Origin of the sequence: Archangium violaceum (assembly GCF_016887565.1) — a bacterium.
Taxonomy (GTDB): Bacteria; Myxococcota; Myxococcia; order Myxococcales; family Myxococcaceae; genus Archangium; species Archangium violaceum_B.
The window spans coordinates 3,830,512-3,846,190 of sequence record NZ_CP069396.1 but is presented as its reverse complement, the minus strand read 5'-3'; the positions used below and the strand labels follow the sequence as shown (position 1 = coordinate 3,846,190).

General features: G+C 68.3%; 17 protein-coding genes. 8 read left to right on the top strand and 9 right to left on the bottom strand.

Going from position 1 to position 15,679, the window contains the following annotated elements:
• Window positions 1-12 precede the first annotated feature (12 nt).
• From JRI60_RS15925 to JRI60_RS15890, 8 genes are all read right to left on the bottom strand, one after another.
• Window positions 13-1,569, bottom strand: coding sequence for a hypothetical protein (locus JRI60_RS15925; RefSeq protein ID WP_239470547.1), 1,557 nt, complete (start codon window positions 1,567-1,569; stop codon window positions 13-15).
• Between the two features lie 53 nt (window positions 1,570-1,622).
• Window positions 1,623-2,414: a type III secretion protein gene (locus JRI60_RS15920; RefSeq protein ID WP_204226716.1), complete on the bottom strand. Its 792-nt coding sequence runs from the start codon at window positions 2,412-2,414 to the stop codon at window positions 1,623-1,625.
• A gap of 131 nt (window positions 2,415-2,545) precedes the next feature.
• A complete protein-coding gene (locus JRI60_RS15915) occupies window positions 2,546-3,091 on the bottom strand; it encodes an ATP-dependent helicase HrpB (protein WP_239470546.1) in 546 nt (181 codons plus the stop codon).
• Window positions 2,973-3,803 (bottom strand): sigma-70 family RNA polymerase sigma factor, encoded by an 831-nt coding sequence (locus JRI60_RS15910; protein WP_204226715.1) that lies wholly within the window; start codon window positions 3,801-3,803, stop codon window positions 2,973-2,975. Before JRI60_RS15910 ends, JRI60_RS15915 begins: the two co-directional genes overlap by 119 nt.
• A gap of 9 nt (window positions 3,804-3,812) precedes the next feature.
• Window positions 3,813-4,217 (bottom strand): hypothetical protein, encoded by a 405-nt coding sequence (locus tag JRI60_RS15905; protein WP_204226714.1) that lies wholly within the window; start codon window positions 4,215-4,217, stop codon window positions 3,813-3,815.
• A gap of 25 nt (window positions 4,218-4,242) precedes the next feature.
• Entirely contained in the window at window positions 4,243-4,680 is a 438-nt protein-coding gene (locus JRI60_RS15900) for a tetratricopeptide repeat protein (RefSeq protein WP_204226713.1), read from the bottom strand.
• Between the two features lie 95 nt (window positions 4,681-4,775).
• Window positions 4,776-5,324, bottom strand: coding sequence for a hypothetical protein (locus JRI60_RS15895; RefSeq protein ID WP_204226712.1), 549 nt, complete (start codon window positions 5,322-5,324; stop codon window positions 4,776-4,778).
• Between the two features lie 136 nt (window positions 5,325-5,460).
• Window positions 5,461-5,736 (bottom strand): hypothetical protein, encoded by a 276-nt coding sequence (locus JRI60_RS15890; protein WP_204226711.1) that lies wholly within the window; start codon window positions 5,734-5,736, stop codon window positions 5,461-5,463.
• A gap of 259 nt (window positions 5,737-5,995) precedes the next feature.
• On the opposite strand from JRI60_RS15890, the gene JRI60_RS15885 reads away from it, so the two are divergent.
• The 8 genes from JRI60_RS15885 (at window position 5,996) to JRI60_RS15850 (ending at window position 14,589) form a co-directional block, all read left to right on the top strand.
• Window positions 5,996-6,553 (top strand): hypothetical protein, encoded by a 558-nt coding sequence (locus tag JRI60_RS15885; RefSeq protein WP_204226710.1) that lies wholly within the window; start codon window positions 5,996-5,998, stop codon window positions 6,551-6,553.
• 223 nt (window positions 6,554-6,776) lie between these two features.
• Entirely contained in the window at window positions 6,777-7,304 is a 528-nt protein-coding gene (locus JRI60_RS15880) for a GbsR/MarR family transcriptional regulator (RefSeq protein ID WP_239470545.1), read from the top strand.
• 46 nt (window positions 7,305-7,350) lie between these two features.
• Window positions 7,351-8,106, top strand: a complete 756-nt coding sequence (locus JRI60_RS15875) for an ABC transporter ATP-binding protein (RefSeq protein ID WP_204226709.1) — start codon at window positions 7,351-7,353, stop codon at window positions 8,104-8,106.
• A complete protein-coding gene (locus tag JRI60_RS54510) occupies window positions 8,106-10,211 on the top strand; it encodes an ABC transporter permease (RefSeq protein WP_204226708.1) in 2,106 nt (701 codons plus the stop codon). The genes JRI60_RS15875 and JRI60_RS54510 overlap by 1 nt, the downstream gene beginning before the upstream one ends.
• Before the next feature lie 4 nt (window positions 10,212-10,215).
• Window positions 10,216-11,517 (top strand): ABC transporter permease, encoded by a 1,302-nt coding sequence (locus JRI60_RS15865; RefSeq protein WP_204226707.1) that lies wholly within the window; start codon window positions 10,216-10,218, stop codon window positions 11,515-11,517.
• A gap of 5 nt (window positions 11,518-11,522) precedes the next feature.
• The gene (locus JRI60_RS15860; protein WP_204226706.1) at window positions 11,523-12,302 is read left to right on the top strand and encodes an outer membrane lipoprotein-sorting protein; all 780 of its coding nucleotides are present in this window, start codon (window positions 11,523-11,525) and stop codon (window positions 12,300-12,302) included.
• On the top strand, window positions 12,299-13,876 hold the full coding sequence (locus JRI60_RS15855; RefSeq protein ID WP_204226705.1) for a hypothetical protein: 1,578 nt from the start codon (window positions 12,299-12,301) through the stop codon (window positions 13,874-13,876). Before JRI60_RS15860 ends, JRI60_RS15855 begins: the two co-directional genes overlap by 4 nt.
• 59 nt (window positions 13,877-13,935) lie before the next feature.
• Window positions 13,936-14,589, top strand: coding sequence for a hypothetical protein (locus JRI60_RS15850; protein ID WP_204226704.1), 654 nt, complete (start codon window positions 13,936-13,938; stop codon window positions 14,587-14,589).
• Here the strand turns inward: JRI60_RS15850 and JRI60_RS15845 are convergent.
• Window positions 14,579-15,679 (bottom strand): EAL domain-containing protein, encoded by a 1,101-nt coding sequence (locus JRI60_RS15845; RefSeq protein ID WP_204226703.1) that lies wholly within the window; start codon window positions 15,677-15,679, stop codon window positions 14,579-14,581. The genes JRI60_RS15850 and JRI60_RS15845 overlap by 11 nt on opposite strands.

Genomic DNA, 15,679 nt, shown 5'->3' with positions numbered 1-15,679 from the left:
GTCCGCGGAATGCTATCGCGTTCCGCCCCTCGGTCCACGCCCGGTCGTCGCCGGCTGTACGCCCGAGCGGGAGCGCCGCTGGACCCGCGTCCCCTCCGGCTGCACGGCGGGCAGGGAGGTGCTGGTCCCCAGCACCCTGGGCGGGCGATCGGGCTCGACCTCGGGATTGTCGCGGGGGACGGCACTGCGGCTGTGCGTGCGCGCCACCGGCGAGCGGAAGACGCGCGAGACCTCCGAGTCCTCCCCCAGCCGCTCGTCGACACGGGACCGGGTGCCCCGCGACGGCGCCGGTCCGATCCGGGCTCCGGTGGGATCCGGTGCCACGGGCGGGTTCTCCCGGGAGTTGCGCGTGGACACCCGGCTCACCCGCGAGTTGTCCGCGTCCTCCGGGCGCCCCACGTAGCTGCGCGGGCTGGCCCCCGCCCGGCGGGCCTCGCGCTCGGCGATCGGATCCCTCCGCACGCCGACGACGGACTGCGAGGACGCGGACCGGCGCACCGAGGAGGGCTCGGAGCTGGCCCCCGCGCGCATCTCGCGCGACATGGACGGTCCGCGAGGCTGGGCCGCCGGTGCCGGCTTGACGCTGGGAGGAGGCGGTCCGAGGGCGGGCGGCCGTGCCGGGGTGAGCCGCACCGGGCGCTCGATGAGACCCCGGGCCGCGAGCCGCTCCAGATCCGTGACGATGTCCGTGCGGCCACCATCGCCACGGCTCGTCGGCTTCGCGCGCTCGTCGCGCACCCACTTCGCCAGGATCTGTCCGAAGTCGCCGCGGTGCTTCTCCAGCAGGCGCGCCGCGAACTCGGGGGACTGGGCCACGCTCGCGCGCGCCAGCCGGTGCACGCCGGCGCCACGGATGGCGGCGGCCAGGCTCTGCAGGCCCCCGTACTGCTCCAGCTGCGCCTTGGCGTCCTCCTCGGCCATCTTGCGCGCGGCGTTGGCCGTCACGGCCCGCGTGGCCAGCTGGCGCAGGTGCGGCGGCAGCGACCCGACGGCCGGCTCCCGCTCCGCGTCCGGCAGGCTCGCCATCGCCGGACCCAGCACGCGAGCGCCCAGCCGATCACACACGGTGAGCAGCTCGCGCGTCTGCAGCAACAGCACGTCCGTGAACTTGAAGGGCACGTGCGCCGAGGATTCGCGGGCGAGCAGCTCCTCGAGCTTCCAGCGCACGATGTCCAGCACCTGGGGCCGCACCTCGCGCGTGAGCTTCACCCGCCCCGTGGAAGGCAGGTGGGAGCGCACCGAGTCCGCGAGCGGCGCCGGCAGCGCGCGCAGCACCACCTCCACCAGGGCGAGGCGCTCGCGCTTGAGCAACGCCGCCAGCCGCTCCGGATCCGCGCTCCAGAGCTGGCCGCGCCGGTCCTTCATCAGGCGCTTGATCTCCTGGACCAGCAGGGGGATCCGCTTGTCACGAGGGATCTGGAGGATCTCCTGGGCACGGTGCTGGAGCATCTCCCCCTCGTCCTCGGGCAGATGCTCCAGCGCACCGACCCCCTCCTGACCACCAAAGGTGATCGCGGTCAGGAGCATCATCGTCTGGCGCTTGCTCAGCGACGTGAGGAACTGATCCAACGGTCACCCTGGGGGTGGGAGACGTTTCCAGAAAACGACGGAGAGGACTCGCGTTACTGCTTGGGCCTGGCGCGGGCCGTGGCGGCCACGCCGCCCCCGCGCATCAACGACCACGCCGACAGGCCGATGGAGGCCAGGATGAGCAGCACGGCCACGGCGGCCATCATCCGGAACTGGCTCACGCTGCCGGCCGTCATGCGCATGCCCATGACATCCTGCAGACGGCTCTCCGGGCTCACCTCCGCCTCGCCCGCGATGGCCGGCGTCAGCAGCACCGTCACCGCCTCCGGCTTCAGCTCCGGCACCGCGGTGGAGACGAACTGCTGCACGTCCTCGCGCTTGATGGGCGACTCGTTCTTGGCCGTCGGCCGATACTTGATGAACACCGACGCCGAGGGCATCGGCTTGTTCTCCGGCTGAGTGAGGTCATTGTTCTCCGGGATCATCACGATGGCCCGGGCCTCCAGCACGCCGTCGATCTGGTTGAGCGCGTTGGACACCTCGCCGCCGAGCGCCTTGAGCAGCATGGCGCGCTCCTCGGTGGCGGTGGGCACCATGCCGCCCTTGGCGAAGTGGCTCAGGCCCTTCTCCATGGGACGGGGCAGCGAGTACGCCTTCAGCAGCTCGGCGGCCTGGGCCGCGTCGGCCTTGGGAACGACGATGCGGAAGCGCAGCTCATTGCCGCCTTCTTCCTTCATCTTCGTGGCGGCGATGCCGTTCTTGCTGAGCAGGACGTAGATCTCATTGGCGTCCTGTTCGGAGAGTTCGTGCTGCAGGTCGATGGTACAGCCGGTCCCCACCACGAGAGCGAGGAGGGCGGCGAGCGCGTACGGTCGGAGCGTCATGGGCGGGCCTAGCTTAGATGCGTGGCGTTGTTTCCAACAAGACCCAACCCGGAAACAGGCGGGAAACGAGGAAGGGCGCCCCCTCTCATCCGAGGAGACGCCCTTCGAGAAGCAGACGACCAGCCGAGAGACTAGACCTGGGTCTTCAGCGTGTCCTTGAGGCCGCTGGTGGCCTTCTCGACGACCTTGCTCGTCAGGTCCAGCTCCTGGGTGTACTTGTACATACCGGCCTGGAGCGACAGCAGCTCCGCGTTGGAGAAGGTCTTTCCGGAGGCGCCCGCCTTGATGAGCTTCTCCATGTTGACCTGGCCCTTCTCCAGCTCGCTGACCACGTGGGACAGCATGTTGTTGCCGGTCTTGGCGGTCTCCTGCTTGCCACCGACGGCCTCGGCGCCGCGCGCGGTGGCGGGCTCCTGGGCAGCGGTGTTGACCTTGTTGAGCGCCGCCTTCTCCGTCTTGTTGACGGACTCGGTCTGGCGCACCTGCTCGGCGCGCTGCGTCTTCTGAGCGGCCTGGGCCTGCTGCACCTGCTCCGGGCCGCCCGCGGCCTGAGCCTTGTTAGCGAGGGCCGCGTCGAACTTCGACGCCCCCTGCTTGTTGACCTGCTGCGCGCCCTGGTCCTGCAACTTCTGCTGGGCGATTTGCGCCGCCGACACGCCGGCCATCGGACCCGCCATGTGACTGCCTCCTTGTATCCTCAGGGGAGGAAGACTCCTCCTCGTTCAACAGTTCCTTGAGCCGTTCGATCGCCCGCGCATGCAGGCGAGACGCCCAGCTCTTCGACTGCCCGATCTCCGCCCCCGCCTCTTCCAGCGTCTTGCCCTGGAAGTAGTAACCCTGCAGCAACCGGCGCTCCTTCTCCGGCAGCTTGTCGATGGCCGCCCTCACACGGATCCGCTGCTGCTCGAGCTCCAGCCGTTGATCCACCGGCAGGGACTCGTCCGTGAAGCCCAGCCCATCCGCCCCTTCGAGGCTGGTGGCGAACACCATCGCCAGCCCCGCCACCGCGTTGGAGATGTCCATGACATCATCGTCAATGGACCCCCCGCGGTTGCCTCCTCCCTGCTCGCGATCCGAAAGATTTCCCAGATACGCCGTCGCACGCTCGCCCGCGTAGGCGCTGCGCGCATCTCCCCCCTTGAGCACCCCCATCTTGCGAAGGCCATCGTAGATGGCCCCCTTGATGCGGTAGTGGGCAAAGGTGAGGAAGTTGGCGCCTACCTTGGGATCGAACCGGTCGGCGGCCTCGAGGAGGCCAATCTGACCGTAGGCGATGAGCTCATCGAGCTCGAGCTGGGCGGAGAACTGCCTGCGCACGGTCGACGCAAGCGACCGCACGTAGGGGCCGTACTTCTCCAGAAGAACCTTCTTGTCTTCCCCGAGACCCAAGAGCGCCGCTCACTCGGCCTTCGACCACAACCGCTCGAGGGCCTGATTCAGACGAGGGTCATCCTGCAGCGCGTCGGCGATCTTGCTGGTCAAGGCCGTCGACTTCATCCGCAGCTTCTCCTTGAGCACCTCGGCGACGAGCTTGCGCGTCGCCTCGTCCTTGCTCTTGAAGTTCCCATTCTTCAGTTGCTTGGCGATGGCGAGCGCCTGGGCGGTGATGGGATCCGCGGCCTGCGGACCCTGCACGTTGCCCGAGCCCACCGCGCCCGACGGGCCGACCAGTCCGGAGGCGCGGTCCACCGCACCGCCGAACGAAGACGACTCTGCCTTGCCGGCTGGCGCCTTGCCTGAGGGCCCCTTGGCGCCCCCGGCACGTCCCTTTCCGCCGCCTCGTCCAACTCCACCGACCGACATCGGCATGACCTCCTATCGAAGCATTCTACTTCTTCGCGGAGGGCGGGGGCAGGGCCCCTGCGTCCTTCGCGTCCATCAGCGCCTTGGCCAGGCGCGCCCCATCACCCTCGGGGTCCGCATCCACGGCGGCCTTGAGCTCCTTGAGGGCCTCGGGCACCTTCCCCATGAACAGCAGGGCCTCGGCCGCGTGTGCCCGGGGAAGACCGGAGTTGGGAGCGAGCCGCTGGGCGGCCCGGTAGGCCTGCAGCGCCTTGTCGTGGCGGCCCTGGGCGAACTCGAGAGAACCGAGCGCCAGCTGGGGCACCTCGCTCTTGGGCATCAGCACCGCCGCCCCGGCGAAGACCTCCCGCGCCTTCTCGAACTGGCCCATGTCGAGCCACAGGTAGCCCGCCTCGAGAAGAATCATGGCCTCGCGCCTGGCGAGGGGGACGAGGCTGCCCGAGATCTCCGAAGTCTCCGCCATCTGAGTGCCGCTTCCTTTCCAAGTCCGGGACGGCCCGGAGGGAGCAACCACCACCCCCCGGGCGCCGGACCCGTGAAACCACCAGCGCGTGGGCGCTAGCGGATGTTACCGATCGCGTTCTTGGACGTATCGTGCCGCGTCTTGAGCACGTTGGAAATGGTGGAGAACACCTGGTTCTCACGCTGCATGGAGATCTGGACGTTGAGCAGCTTCTTCTGCTCGGCGAACATGCTCTGCATCTCGCCGTTGAACTCGCCGCCGCTCACGCCGCCGCCACCGGGCAGGCTGACCTGGCCGTTGTTGGAGACCGCGGGGCCGCTCGCGCCGGGGATGGCGCCGCCGCTGCTGGCACCCACCGTGGTGTTCATGGGCACGCCGCCCGAGGCCAGGGCCGCGCCGTAGTAGGGGGCCGAGCCCGAGCCGCTCGAGTTACCGAAGGTGGTCAGCGACGACACCGCCGCGGACACCACGGAGCCACCGGGGACCAGGTTGGCCGCCATGCCCACGCCACCGGCCACCACGTTGGCCGCGGTGCCCACGCCCGACTGCACGCGAGCGGAGAAGCTGGTGTCCGGCGTCACCCGAGCCGTCGTCATGTTGGTGGACATCCGCGGCATGTTCAGGGAGCTGTCGATCTTCGTCATGGTTCCTCTCCAGGCAATGCAACGACCAAGGTTCAGAGCCCGGCGGGTCCGGCGCTCTCTGTCTGCATTATCGGTGATCGTCCGACGCAGTTGCGTGTGATCCGGCCGGAAACGATCAGCCCACCAAAAACTCCAGTTATTTCCGGCCCTTGGACTTCGCCTCGGCCACCAGACGCTCGCGCGTCTCCAGGAGCACGCCGAGCAGCTCCTCGGTCCGGGAGATGGCGGCCTGGACCTTCTTGGCCTGCTCAGCCTTGGGGCCCTTGAGGTTGGCCAGCTCGTTCTTCACCGGTGAGAAGAGCGACTGGACCTCCTCGGCGGTGGCGCGCTCGATGAAGGTCTCGATGGCCGGGAAGGACGGCGTGGGCAGGGCATCGGCTGCGGGCGCGGTCTGCTTGGACGGCGGAGGCATGGTGGAAGAAGGCTCCTGTGTGTGCCGGCCGGAAGGTCGGCGCTGTCGGATTCCCCGACGGTAGGGGAAAAGGCCCTCCCGGTTCAAGCCGCCTGCCCTACGAGCAGCGCGCCGTTCAACGAAGAGACGCCCGGGGAGGGACCGGGCTCGACCGTTTCCAGCCTCGTCCCTGGCCGCTACCCACACCGCACCTAGGTTTTGCCCAGCGGGGGAACACGTCCATGGGGGCACGGCCCCGCTCGAAGAGGAGAAACATCTCATGACGAAGAAGCTTGTGGGGCTGGTCGCGTCCGTGGCGCTGTTGGGCTCTGGTCTGGCGCTGGCCGGGGACCAGGAGAGGGGCAAGGATACGCAGACCCAGAGCAGTCAGCCCATGGGCGGTGAGGCCATTGGCGGCGCCGGCGCGCAGGGCCAGATGGGCGGCACCCAGCAGATGGGCGAGAAGCAGATCTCCGGCACCGTGGTGAAGAGCGGCTCCAACCAGCTCAGCCTGCTGACGGACAACGGCGTCATCGCCATCAAGATCAACAAGGACACCAAGTTCCAGGATCCCGGCGTCAAGGGCGCCAAGGACCTCAAGGAGGGCCAGCAGGTACGCACCAGCTTCACCGTGGAGAAGGACAGCAACGTCGCCAAGAGCATCTCGCTGGACACCAGCATGGGCGGCAGCGGCCTGGACTCCGACAAGGGCATCAACCAGCAGCCGGGTGACACGGGCGGCTCGGGCCTGGACCAGGGGATGGACAAGGACCAGAACCTGGGCGGTGACGTGGGCGGCTCCGGCGACGAGAGCGGCTCCGGCGACATTCACAAGTAGGTGTCGCGTCCCACCAGGTTGGAACAGGTTGCCCCCGGGCAACCTCCTCTCGCTCGCGGCCCCCCTCCGGTGCCGCGAGCATCTCTTCATGGTATGTGAGGCCACCGCCACGCACATCCACCCAGGCCCACGTGGGCCGGGCATCAGTCCATTCAGTATTGACTGAACGTCCTGACACCAGTAGACCGGGCGCGACTTCCCATTGGGGGGGGGGATGCCGCGCATGGGTCGTACCGGTATGAGCGCCGAGGAGGAACGGTTCATCGAGTCGATGGGCCTGTTCTTCGAGCGCCAGGGCGTTCCACGCATCGGCGGCCGCATCCTCGGGTTGCTGCTGCTGGCCGACGAGCCGCTGGCGCTGGGCGAGATCGCCCGGCTGCTACGGGTGAGCCCGGCCTCGGTCTCCACCAACATCCGCCAGCTTCAGACCAGCGGCACCGTGGAGCCCGCCAGCATCCCCGGTGATCGCCGGCACTACTACGTCTTCAACAGCGTCGGCTGGGACCACCGGCTCGAGCTGGCGGTCTCCGCCATGGATGCGCTGAGCCGGTTGTGCCAGGACGCGCTCGCCAGCCCCGGCCGGGGCAAGCGCGTCAAGCTGCGCGAGACGGTGGAGTTCTGCGCGTTCTACAGCGAGGAGCTGTCCGGTGCCGCCGAGCGCTGGCGCGCCCGCTTCGCCCGCAAGCCCGGCACCCAGGCAACCCGAGCCCCCTCCCCTTCCGCCCGCCAGCGCCGGAGCGGTACCCGCTAGCCTTCCTTCCCTTTTCCCACGGTTCGCAGAAAGGACCGCATCCACCATGACCCAGCTCTCCTCCGTACCCGGTGGCGCCCAGCCCATCGTCTCCCTCACCGACGTCACCAAGACGTACACCCTGGGCAAGGTGGAGGTGCCCGCGCTGCGCGGCGTGAGCCTCGAGGTGTACCCGGGCGAGTTCATCTCCATCGCGGGCCCGTCCGGCAGCGGCAAGACGACCGCGCTCAACCTGATTGGCTGCGTGGACACGGCCAGCTCGGGCGTGGTGAAGGTGGACGGCCAGGACACCAAGCTGCTCACCGAGCGGCAGCTCACCAACCTGCGGCTGCACACCATCGGGTTCATCTTCCAGAGCTTCAACCTGGTCTCGGTGCTCAGCGTCTTCCAGAACGTGGAGTTCCCCCTGCTGCTGCAGCGCAAGCTGAACGCGACCGAGCGCCAGCAGCGGGTGATGACGCTGCTGGAGCAGGTGGGCCTGGAGAAGCACGCGAAGCACCGCCCCAACGAGCTGTCCGGCGGTCAGCGCCAGCGCGTGGCCGTGGCGCGCGCGCTCGTCACCCGGCCCAAGCTGGTGCTGGCCGACGAGCCCACCGCCAACCTCGACTCCGTCACCGGCCAGAACATCATCGACCTGATGAAGGAGCTCAACCGCAAGGAGGGCACCACCTTCATCTTCTCCACCCACGACGCCAAGGTGATGAACCACGCCAACGCGGTGGTGAAGCTGGCGGACGGGAAGATCCTCGGCCGCGTCTCCCCGGCCGAGGCCCAGCAGGCCCTGGCCGCCGGAGGACACTGATGAGCCAGCTCAAGCTCCTGCTTCAGGTCGCCCTGCGCAACCTGTTCGTCAGCAAGATCAACCTCCTCATCGGCGGCATCATCTTCTTCGGCACCGTGCTGGTGGTGGTGGGCGGCGCCCTCGTCGACAGCGTGGACGAGTCGATGAGCCGCAGCATCATCGGCAGCGTCGCGGGCCACCTCCAGGTCTATTCGGAGCGGTCCAAGGACGAGCTGGCCCTCTTCGGGCAGATGGGCGGCGAGCCGGACCTGTCCGCCCTGGATGACTTCGCGCGCATCAAGGAGGTCGTCCAGCAGCACCCCAACGTGAAGACGGTGGTGCCCATGGGCACCAGCGGCGCCCTCATCACCTCCGGCAACACGGTGGACCTGACGCTCGCCCGCCTGCGCGACCTCTACAAGAAGGCCGCCCAGGGCGAGACGCCCGAGCTGCGCGAGCAGATCCTCAGCCTCCAGGCCCACGTGCGCCAGATGATCTCCCTCCTCGAGGAGGACCTGAAGCGGCGCAGTGAGATCGTCGACGAGAAGGCCACGGATCCCGCCGAGGTGGAGGCCCTGGCCCGCGCGCGCTCCGAGTCCTTCTGGGCCGACTTCGACAAGGACCCGTTCGGCTCGCTCGAGTTCCTGGAGAACCGCATCGCCCCGCAGGTGACGGATGGGGACATGCTCTACATCCGCTACGTGGGCACCGACCTGGTCAACTTCCAGAACACCTTCGACCGCATGCGCATCGTGGACGGCGCGCCAGTGCCCGCGGGCCGCCGCGGCATGCTCCTGTCCAAGTTCTTCTACGAGGAGTCCTTCAAGCTGAAGACGGCGCGCCGGTTGGACCTCATCAAGGAGGCGCGCGACCTCAACCACAAGACCATCGCCATGGATCCGCAGCTGGAGCGCTGGGTGAAGGACAACCAGTCCCAGACCCGGGAGATCCTCTTCCAGCTCGATCCCATCAAGACGAAGCAGGCCACGGAGCGGCTCCAGCGCGTGCTGGGCAGCCAGGAGACGGAGCTGGGCAAGCTGCTGCCCGCCTTCTTCGCCATCACCGATGCCAACTTCGACGCCCGCTACAAGCAGTTCTACGACGAGCTGGCACCGCTGCTCGACCTGTACCGCATCCGCCTCGGGGACGATCTCACCATCACCGCCTTCACGCGCACCGGCTACGTGCAGAGCGTGAACGTGAAGATCTACGGCACCTACGATTTCGAGGGCCTGGAGAAGTCCGCGGTGGCCGGCTCGCTCAACCTGATGGACCTGATGTCCTTCCGCGAGCTCTACGGTTACCTCACCGCGGAGAAGAAGGCCGAGCTGTCCGAGCTGCAGAAGGCCAGCGGTGTGCAGGAGGTGAAGCGCGAGGACGCCGAGTCGGCGCTCTTCGGCGACGAGGGCAGCGCCTCCCTGGTGGCCGAGGCCACCCCCGGCCTCATCGACGAGGACCAGCAGCTCGACGGGCTCGCCCAGAAGCTGCGCCGCGAGGAGCTGGCCAACCGCGTGTACACCCAGCAGGAGCTCGAGAACGGCGTGGTGCTCAGCGCCGCCATCCTCCTGAAGGATCCGGAGCAGCTGGAGCAGACCATGGCCGAGCTCCAGGCCGCGGGCACGAGCTCGGGGCTGCCGCTCAAGGTCGTCTCCTGGCAGAAGGCCTCCGGCCTCATCGGCCAGTTCGTCCTGGTGGCCAAGCTGGTGCTCTACGCCGCCGTCTTCATCATCTTCGTGGTGGCCCTGGTCATCATCAACAACGCGATGATGATGGCCACGCTCCAGCGGGTGCGCGAGGTGGGCACCATGCGGGCCATCGGCGCGCAGCGCTCCTTCGTGCTGAACATGGTGCTGGTGGAAACGCTGGTGCTGGGCCTGGTGTTCGGCACGATGGGCGCCACCGTGGGCGGCGTCATCATGCGGATGCTCGGCACGGCGGGCATCCCCGCCGGCAACGAGGCGCTCTACTTCTTCTTCTCCGGGCCCCGGCTCTTCCCCAGCCTGCACGCGTCCAACCTCGTGGAGGCCTTCGTCATCGTGCTCGTGGTGTCCGCCCTTTCCACCTTCTACCCCGCGTTCCTCGCGACCCGGGTCTCGCCTCTCCAGGCGATGCAGACGGACGAGTGAAGCCATGCAACAGCTCTTCCTCATCGCGGTTCGCAATCTCGGCACCCACAAGCGCCGCACCCTGCTGCTGGGTGGCGCCATCGCCGGCGTCACGGCGCTCCTCGTCATCCTCATGGGCCTGTCCAACGGCATGAAGGCGACGATGCTGGAGTCCGCCACCACGCTGATGACCGGACACGTCAACGTGGCCGGCTTCTACAAGGTCACGGCCGGCCAGGCCGCGCCCGTGGTCACCAGCTACCCCAAGCTGCTCGAGCAGCTGCGCAAGGAAGTCCCCGAGATGGAGTACTCCGTGCAGCGCGCACGGGGTTGGGTCAAGCTCGTCAGCGAGACGGGCTCCATCCAGGTGGGCGTGGGCGGCATCGACGTGGAGGCCGAGACCGGCTTCCGCAAGGTGGTGCAGGTGCGCGAGGGCAAGCTCGAGGACCTGGCCCAGCCCAACACCCTGCTCCTCTTCGAGGAGCAGGCCAAGAAGCTCGACGTGAAGGTGGGTGACACCGTCACCCTGTCGGCGCCCACCATGCGCGGCACCAACAACACGGTGGACGTGCGCGTGGCGGCCATCGCCGCCAACGTGGGCATGCTCAGCTCCTTCAACGTCTACGTGCCCAACGCCAGCCTGCGCGGCCTCTACCAGTTGCGCGAGGACGCCACCGGCGCCCTCATGCTCTACCTCGGGGACATGGCCGACATCCCCGCCGTGCAGGCCCGCCTCTTCAAGCGCCTGCCCGAGCTGGGCTACCAGATGATGGAGCACAACCCCCAGCCCTTCTTCATGAAGTTCGAGACCGTCAACCGCGAGGCCTGGACGGGGCAGAAGATCGACATCACCAACTGGGAGGACGAAATCTCCTTCATCAAATGGACGGTGTCCGCGCTCGACGCGCTCACCTTCGCCCTCACCATCGTGCTGCTCGTCATCATCGCGATCGGCATCATGAACACGCTGTGGATCGCCATCCGCGAGCGCACCCGGGAGATCGGCACCCTGCGCGCCATCGGCATGCAGCGCGAGTACGTGCTGGTGATGTTCCTCCTGGAAGCGCTCGTGCTGGGGCTGATCGGCACCGCGGTGGGCGCGCTGGTGGGCCTGGGCGTGTGCCTGGCCTTCAACGCCGCGGACCTCTCCGTGCCCGTCGTCGTCCAGGTCTTCATCATGTCCGAGAAGCTTCACCTGGTCGTGAACCCCAGCTCGATGATGGGCGCCATCACGTTCATCACGCTGTGCACCACCCTCATCTCGTTGATCCCCTCCTTCCTCGCCGCGCGGATGAAGCCCGTCACGGCGATGCACCACATCGGATGATTGCCATGACCCCGCGCAACCTCCTGGGCGCCGCGCTCGCCGCGGTGCTCCTCGCTGCTCCGGCCGCCTCCGCGCTCGACGCGGCGGAGATGAAGAAGCTGCTGCAGACGCTCGACGACCGGCAGCGCAACGGCGGCGACTACAAGTCGCTCATGTACCTGGAGACCAAGGAGAAGGACAAAGCGGACGTCGTGCGCGAGGCGCTCATCTACCGCCGCGACTCCGACGACAAGCTGATGATCCTCTTCACCAAGCCCAAGGGCGAGTCCGGCAAGGGCTACCTGCGGATGGAGAAGAACCTCTGGAGCTACGACCCGAACACCGGCAAGTGGGACCGGCGCACCGAGCGCGAGCGCATCGCCGGCACCGACAGCCGCCGCGCCGACTTCGACGAGTCCCGTCTGGCCGAGGAGTACGACTCCACCTTCGAGGGCGAGGAGAAGCTCGGCAAGTTCACCACCTACAAGCTCTCCCTCAAGGCCAAGGAGGGCATCGACGTGGCCTACCCCGTGGTGAAGCTGTGGGTGGACAAGGAGACGTCCAACATCCTCAAGCGCCAGGAGTTCGCCCTCTCCGGCCGGCTCATGCGCACCGCCTACTACCCCAAGTGGCAGAAGCTCTTCAGCGAGTCCAAGAAGGCCGACGTCTGGTACCCCCAGGAGATGCGCTTCTATGACGAGGTGGAGAAGGCCAACTCCACCGTCGTGGTCATCAAGACCGTGGACCTGCGCCCGCTCGAGGAGAACATCTTCACCAAGGCCTGGCTCGAGAGCAAAAGCCGATGAGCACCCGCACCACCCTGGCCCTCGCCGCGGCGCTCGCCGCGCTGCCCGCGCTCGCCCAGGAGCGCCCCAACGAGGGAGACCTCTTCGGTGGGGACTCCCCGGAGGCGAAGCCCTCGCCCGCCCCGGCCGAGGAGCCCCGCCCCGACGAGAGCGCCCTCTTCGGAGACGCCCCCGCGTCCGCTCCGGCCTCCACGCAGCAGCCCGAGGCCGCGCAGGCGCCCGCCGCCAACTCCGAACAGGACCGTGACGCGCAGGCGCTCAACGGCCCCGCCGCCACCGACGCCTTCGAGACGGAGGAGGCCGTCGAGGATCCGCTGAAGATCGGCGGCCGCTTCTACCTGCGCGCCTCCACCCAGGGGAGCGAGGGAGTGTCCTTCGGCAACACCTCCTTCTCCGCCCCCATGCTGGTGGATGGCTACCTCGATGCCCGCCCCACCGACCGCCTGCGCGGCTTCGTGCTCGGACGGCTCACCTTCGACCCGACCCGCAAGGAGGGCTCGGGCAGCCTCATCCCCACCGGCACCTCCACGTCCAACATCTCCGCCGCCCCCCAGGTTCTCCTGGACCAGGCGTGGCTGCGCTTCGACGTGGGCCGCAAGCTCTTCATCACCGCCGGCAAGCAGCACGTGAAGTGGGGCACCTCCCGCTTCTGGAACCCCACCGACTTCCTCAGCCCCCAGCGCAGGGATCCGCTCGCCCTCCTCGACACGCGCACCGGCGCCACCATGCTCAAGGTGCACGTGCCCTGGGAGGAGAAGGGCTGGAACTTCTACGCCATCGGCCTGCTCGACAACGCCGGCCCCGCCAATACCCTCGGCCGCATCGGCGGCGCCGCTCGCGCCGAGGTCGTGCTCGGCCAGATGGAGCTGGGCCTCGATGCCGTGCTCCAGCGCGGCCGCAAGCCCCGCGTCGGCTTCGACTTCTCCTCCGCCCTCGGCCCCATCGACATCTACGGTGAGCTGGCCCTCAAGAAGGGCTCCGACACGCCCATGTACCGCGTACCCGAGGGTGTCTCCCTCGGCGACCTGCTCGGCCAGGTCCAGGGCGGTGGCGCGCCCGCGGACCTGGGCTCGCTCCCCATCGAGGCGTACTACCCCGACGGCTACACCCCCCAGGTCAGCGGCGGCGCCACCTGGACCTTCGCCTACTCGGAGAACGACACCGCCACCGTGGGCGTCGAGTACTTCTACAACTCGACCGGCTACCCCACCTCCCTGGCCTACCCGTACCTCATCTTCCAGGGCCAGTTTCAGCCCTTCTACCTCGGCCAGCACTACGCCTCCGTCTACGCGCTCCTCGCCGGGCCCGGCTCCTGGGACGACACCAACTTCATCCTGTCCAACCTGGGCAACCTCTCGGACCGCTCCTTCACCACCCGCCTCGACGTCACCCACCGCGCCCTGCGCTACCTCAGCGTCGAGGCCTTCGTCGCCGTCAACTACGGCCAGAAGGGCGGCGAGTTCCGCTTCGCGCTCGACCTGCCCTCCACTCGCATGGGTCAGCAGGTCATCCCCCCCATCGTCGTCGCTCCTCCCACCGTCCAGGCCGGCGTGGGGCTCCGCATCGATATTTGAGGAGAACGGGCAGGCAGACCCTCACCCCCACCCTCTCCCAGGGGGAGAGGGAGCTGGCGGTGCCGGAACGTTCCCCGGTGAACAGGTTCGTGGGGATGAATGCCTGGCTCGCACTCCCCCTGACCCTGTTGCTCGGACAGACGCCCGCGACGGACACCCCCGCGGACTCCCCTGACACCCAGGACCCGGCCCTGGTGCGCCAACCCTCCGAGGAGGAGGTGCGCGCCGCCCAGGAGCTGGAGCTCCAGGAGCTCCGCCTCGAGGTGGCCACCCTGCGGGCCCAGCTCCTGGCCCAGCAGGAGGAGGAGCAGAGCCGCCTCCAGTCACTGGAGCAACAACAGGAGACCCAGCAGGCCCGTGCCACCGAGCTGGAGCAGCTGCGTCAGGAGCGCGTGGCGAGCCTCGCGCGTGCCTACGAGTGGCTCATCTCCGCGGACCAGCAGCTCGAGAGCGGCGAGCAATCCATCGGCCCGGCCCTCGTCTCCGCGCGCCAGGAGCTCTCCACCGCCCTGTCCATCGCCGACGAGACCGGCCGCGGCCAGACCGTGCGCCTCATCCAGAGCGCTCTCGCGCGCCTGTCCACCGTCGACGAGGACGTGGCGCAGCGAAACCTCTACGTGGCACGCCGACAGCTCCAGGCCGCCGGGTTCGAGCTGCACGAGGCCTGGCGGCTCAGCATCAACCGCCAGGACACCACGCTCGTCAATCAATGAAGTGCGGCGTGGCCGACACGGGCGGGCTCGACGGCTTCGCGATGAGGTAGCCCTGCACGAAGTCCACCCCGTGCGCGCGCACCCATCGCAGCTCCTCCGGGGTCTCGATTCCCTCGGCCACCGTGAGGATGCCCAGCTTCTGCGCCAGCTCCAGCAGCTTCTCCGTGATGGACGCCTTGTAGGCGTCCTGGTGGATGCCGCGGATGAGCTCCATGTCCAGCTTCATGATGTCCGGACGCAGCTGGTGGATGAGGTTCAGCGACGAGTACCCCGCTCCCAGATCGTCCAGCGCCACCCGGAAGCCCGCCTGCCGGTAGTAGGCGATCAGCGTCTTGAGGTGGTTGGCGTCCGGCGTGTGGTCCGACTCGATGATCTCGAAGACCACGTTGGACGGGGGAATCCCCAGCTCGGAGATGGCGGCCACCGTGGAGCGCAGGCAGTACGCCGGATCGTAGATGGCCGTGGGCGTGAAGTTGATGAAGAGCGGCGCCTGGATGCCCAGCCGCGCGGCCTCGCGCACCGCCGACAGCCGCGCCGCCAGATCCAGCTGGAAGAGCATGTCCGCGTCGCGCGCCAGCGACAGCATCTTCGCGGGTGACACCAGCGAGCCGTCCCGCTCCAGGCCGCGCAGCAGCGCCTCGTAGGCGTACACCTGGCGCGTGTCCTTCGCGTGCACGATGGGCTGGTAGAAGCTCGTCACCCGCTTCTCGGCCAGCAGGTCCACCAGCCAGCCCGCCCGCGTCAGGGTGAAGAACTGCGGCAGCGACACCACCCGGGGGAAATCCCCGAGCCCCGGCTCGCCCCCTCCCTCGACGAAGAGCGCTCGCGTGGACTTGGCCTCCTCGCCCGTCAGCGCACCCAGGACATCGGCCACGAAGCCGCTCAGGTGCGCACCATCCAACCGCACCGCCACGCACTGGGCCTGCGGCAGCGACTGGTGCTCGCGCCCCGAGTCCCCCAGCATCCGCACCAACTTCCCGTAGCTGTGGCCCAGGGGAAGCCAGAGGAAGAGCCGTCCCGGCCCCTCCAGCTCCAGCTTCTCCGGAAGGGTCTGGCAACGCTCACACTTCTTCGACTCGGTCTGGCTCAT

What these genes read in the sequence shown, in the direction of transcription:
- JRI60_RS15920 (WP_204226716.1), bottom strand. Translation starts at nt 2,414, where the DNA reads ATGACGCTCCGACCGTACGCGCTCGCCGCCCTCCTCGCTCTCGTGGTG.
- JRI60_RS15915 (WP_239470546.1), bottom strand. Translation starts at nt 3,091, where the DNA reads ATGGCGGGTCCGATGGCCGGCGTGTCGGCGGCGCAAATCGCCCAGCAG.
- JRI60_RS15905 (WP_204226714.1), bottom strand. Translation starts at nt 4,217, where the DNA reads ATGTCGGTCGGTGGAGTTGGACGAGGCGGCGGAAAGGGACGTGCCGGG.
- JRI60_RS15900 (WP_204226713.1), bottom strand. Translation starts at nt 4,680, where the DNA reads ATGGCGGAGACTTCGGAGATCTCGGGCAGCCTCGTCCCCCTCGCCAGG.
- JRI60_RS15895 (WP_204226712.1), bottom strand. Translation starts at nt 5,324, where the DNA reads ATGACGAAGATCGACAGCTCCCTGAACATGCCGCGGATGTCCACCAAC.
- JRI60_RS15890 (WP_204226711.1), bottom strand. Translation starts at nt 5,736, where the DNA reads ATGCCTCCGCCGTCCAAGCAGACCGCGCCCGCAGCCGATGCCCTGCCC.
- JRI60_RS15885 (WP_204226710.1), top strand. Translation starts at nt 5,996, where the DNA reads ATGACGAAGAAGCTTGTGGGGCTGGTCGCGTCCGTGGCGCTGTTGGGC.
- JRI60_RS15880 (WP_239470545.1), top strand. Translation starts at nt 6,777, where the DNA reads ATGGGTCGTACCGGTATGAGCGCCGAGGAGGAACGGTTCATCGAGTCG.
- JRI60_RS15875 (WP_204226709.1), top strand. Translation starts at nt 7,351, where the DNA reads ATGACCCAGCTCTCCTCCGTACCCGGTGGCGCCCAGCCCATCGTCTCC.
- JRI60_RS54510 (WP_204226708.1), top strand. Translation starts at nt 8,106, where the DNA reads ATGAGCCAGCTCAAGCTCCTGCTTCAGGTCGCCCTGCGCAACCTGTTC.
- JRI60_RS15865 (WP_204226707.1), top strand. Translation starts at nt 10,216, where the DNA reads ATGCAACAGCTCTTCCTCATCGCGGTTCGCAATCTCGGCACCCACAAG.
- JRI60_RS15860 (WP_204226706.1), top strand. Translation starts at nt 11,523, where the DNA reads ATGACCCCGCGCAACCTCCTGGGCGCCGCGCTCGCCGCGGTGCTCCTC.
- JRI60_RS15855 (WP_204226705.1), top strand. Translation starts at nt 12,299, where the DNA reads ATGAGCACCCGCACCACCCTGGCCCTCGCCGCGGCGCTCGCCGCGCTG.
- JRI60_RS15845 (WP_204226703.1), bottom strand. Translation starts at nt 15,679, where the DNA reads ATGAGCCAGACCGAGTCGAAGAAGTGTGAGCGTTGCCAGACCCTTCCG.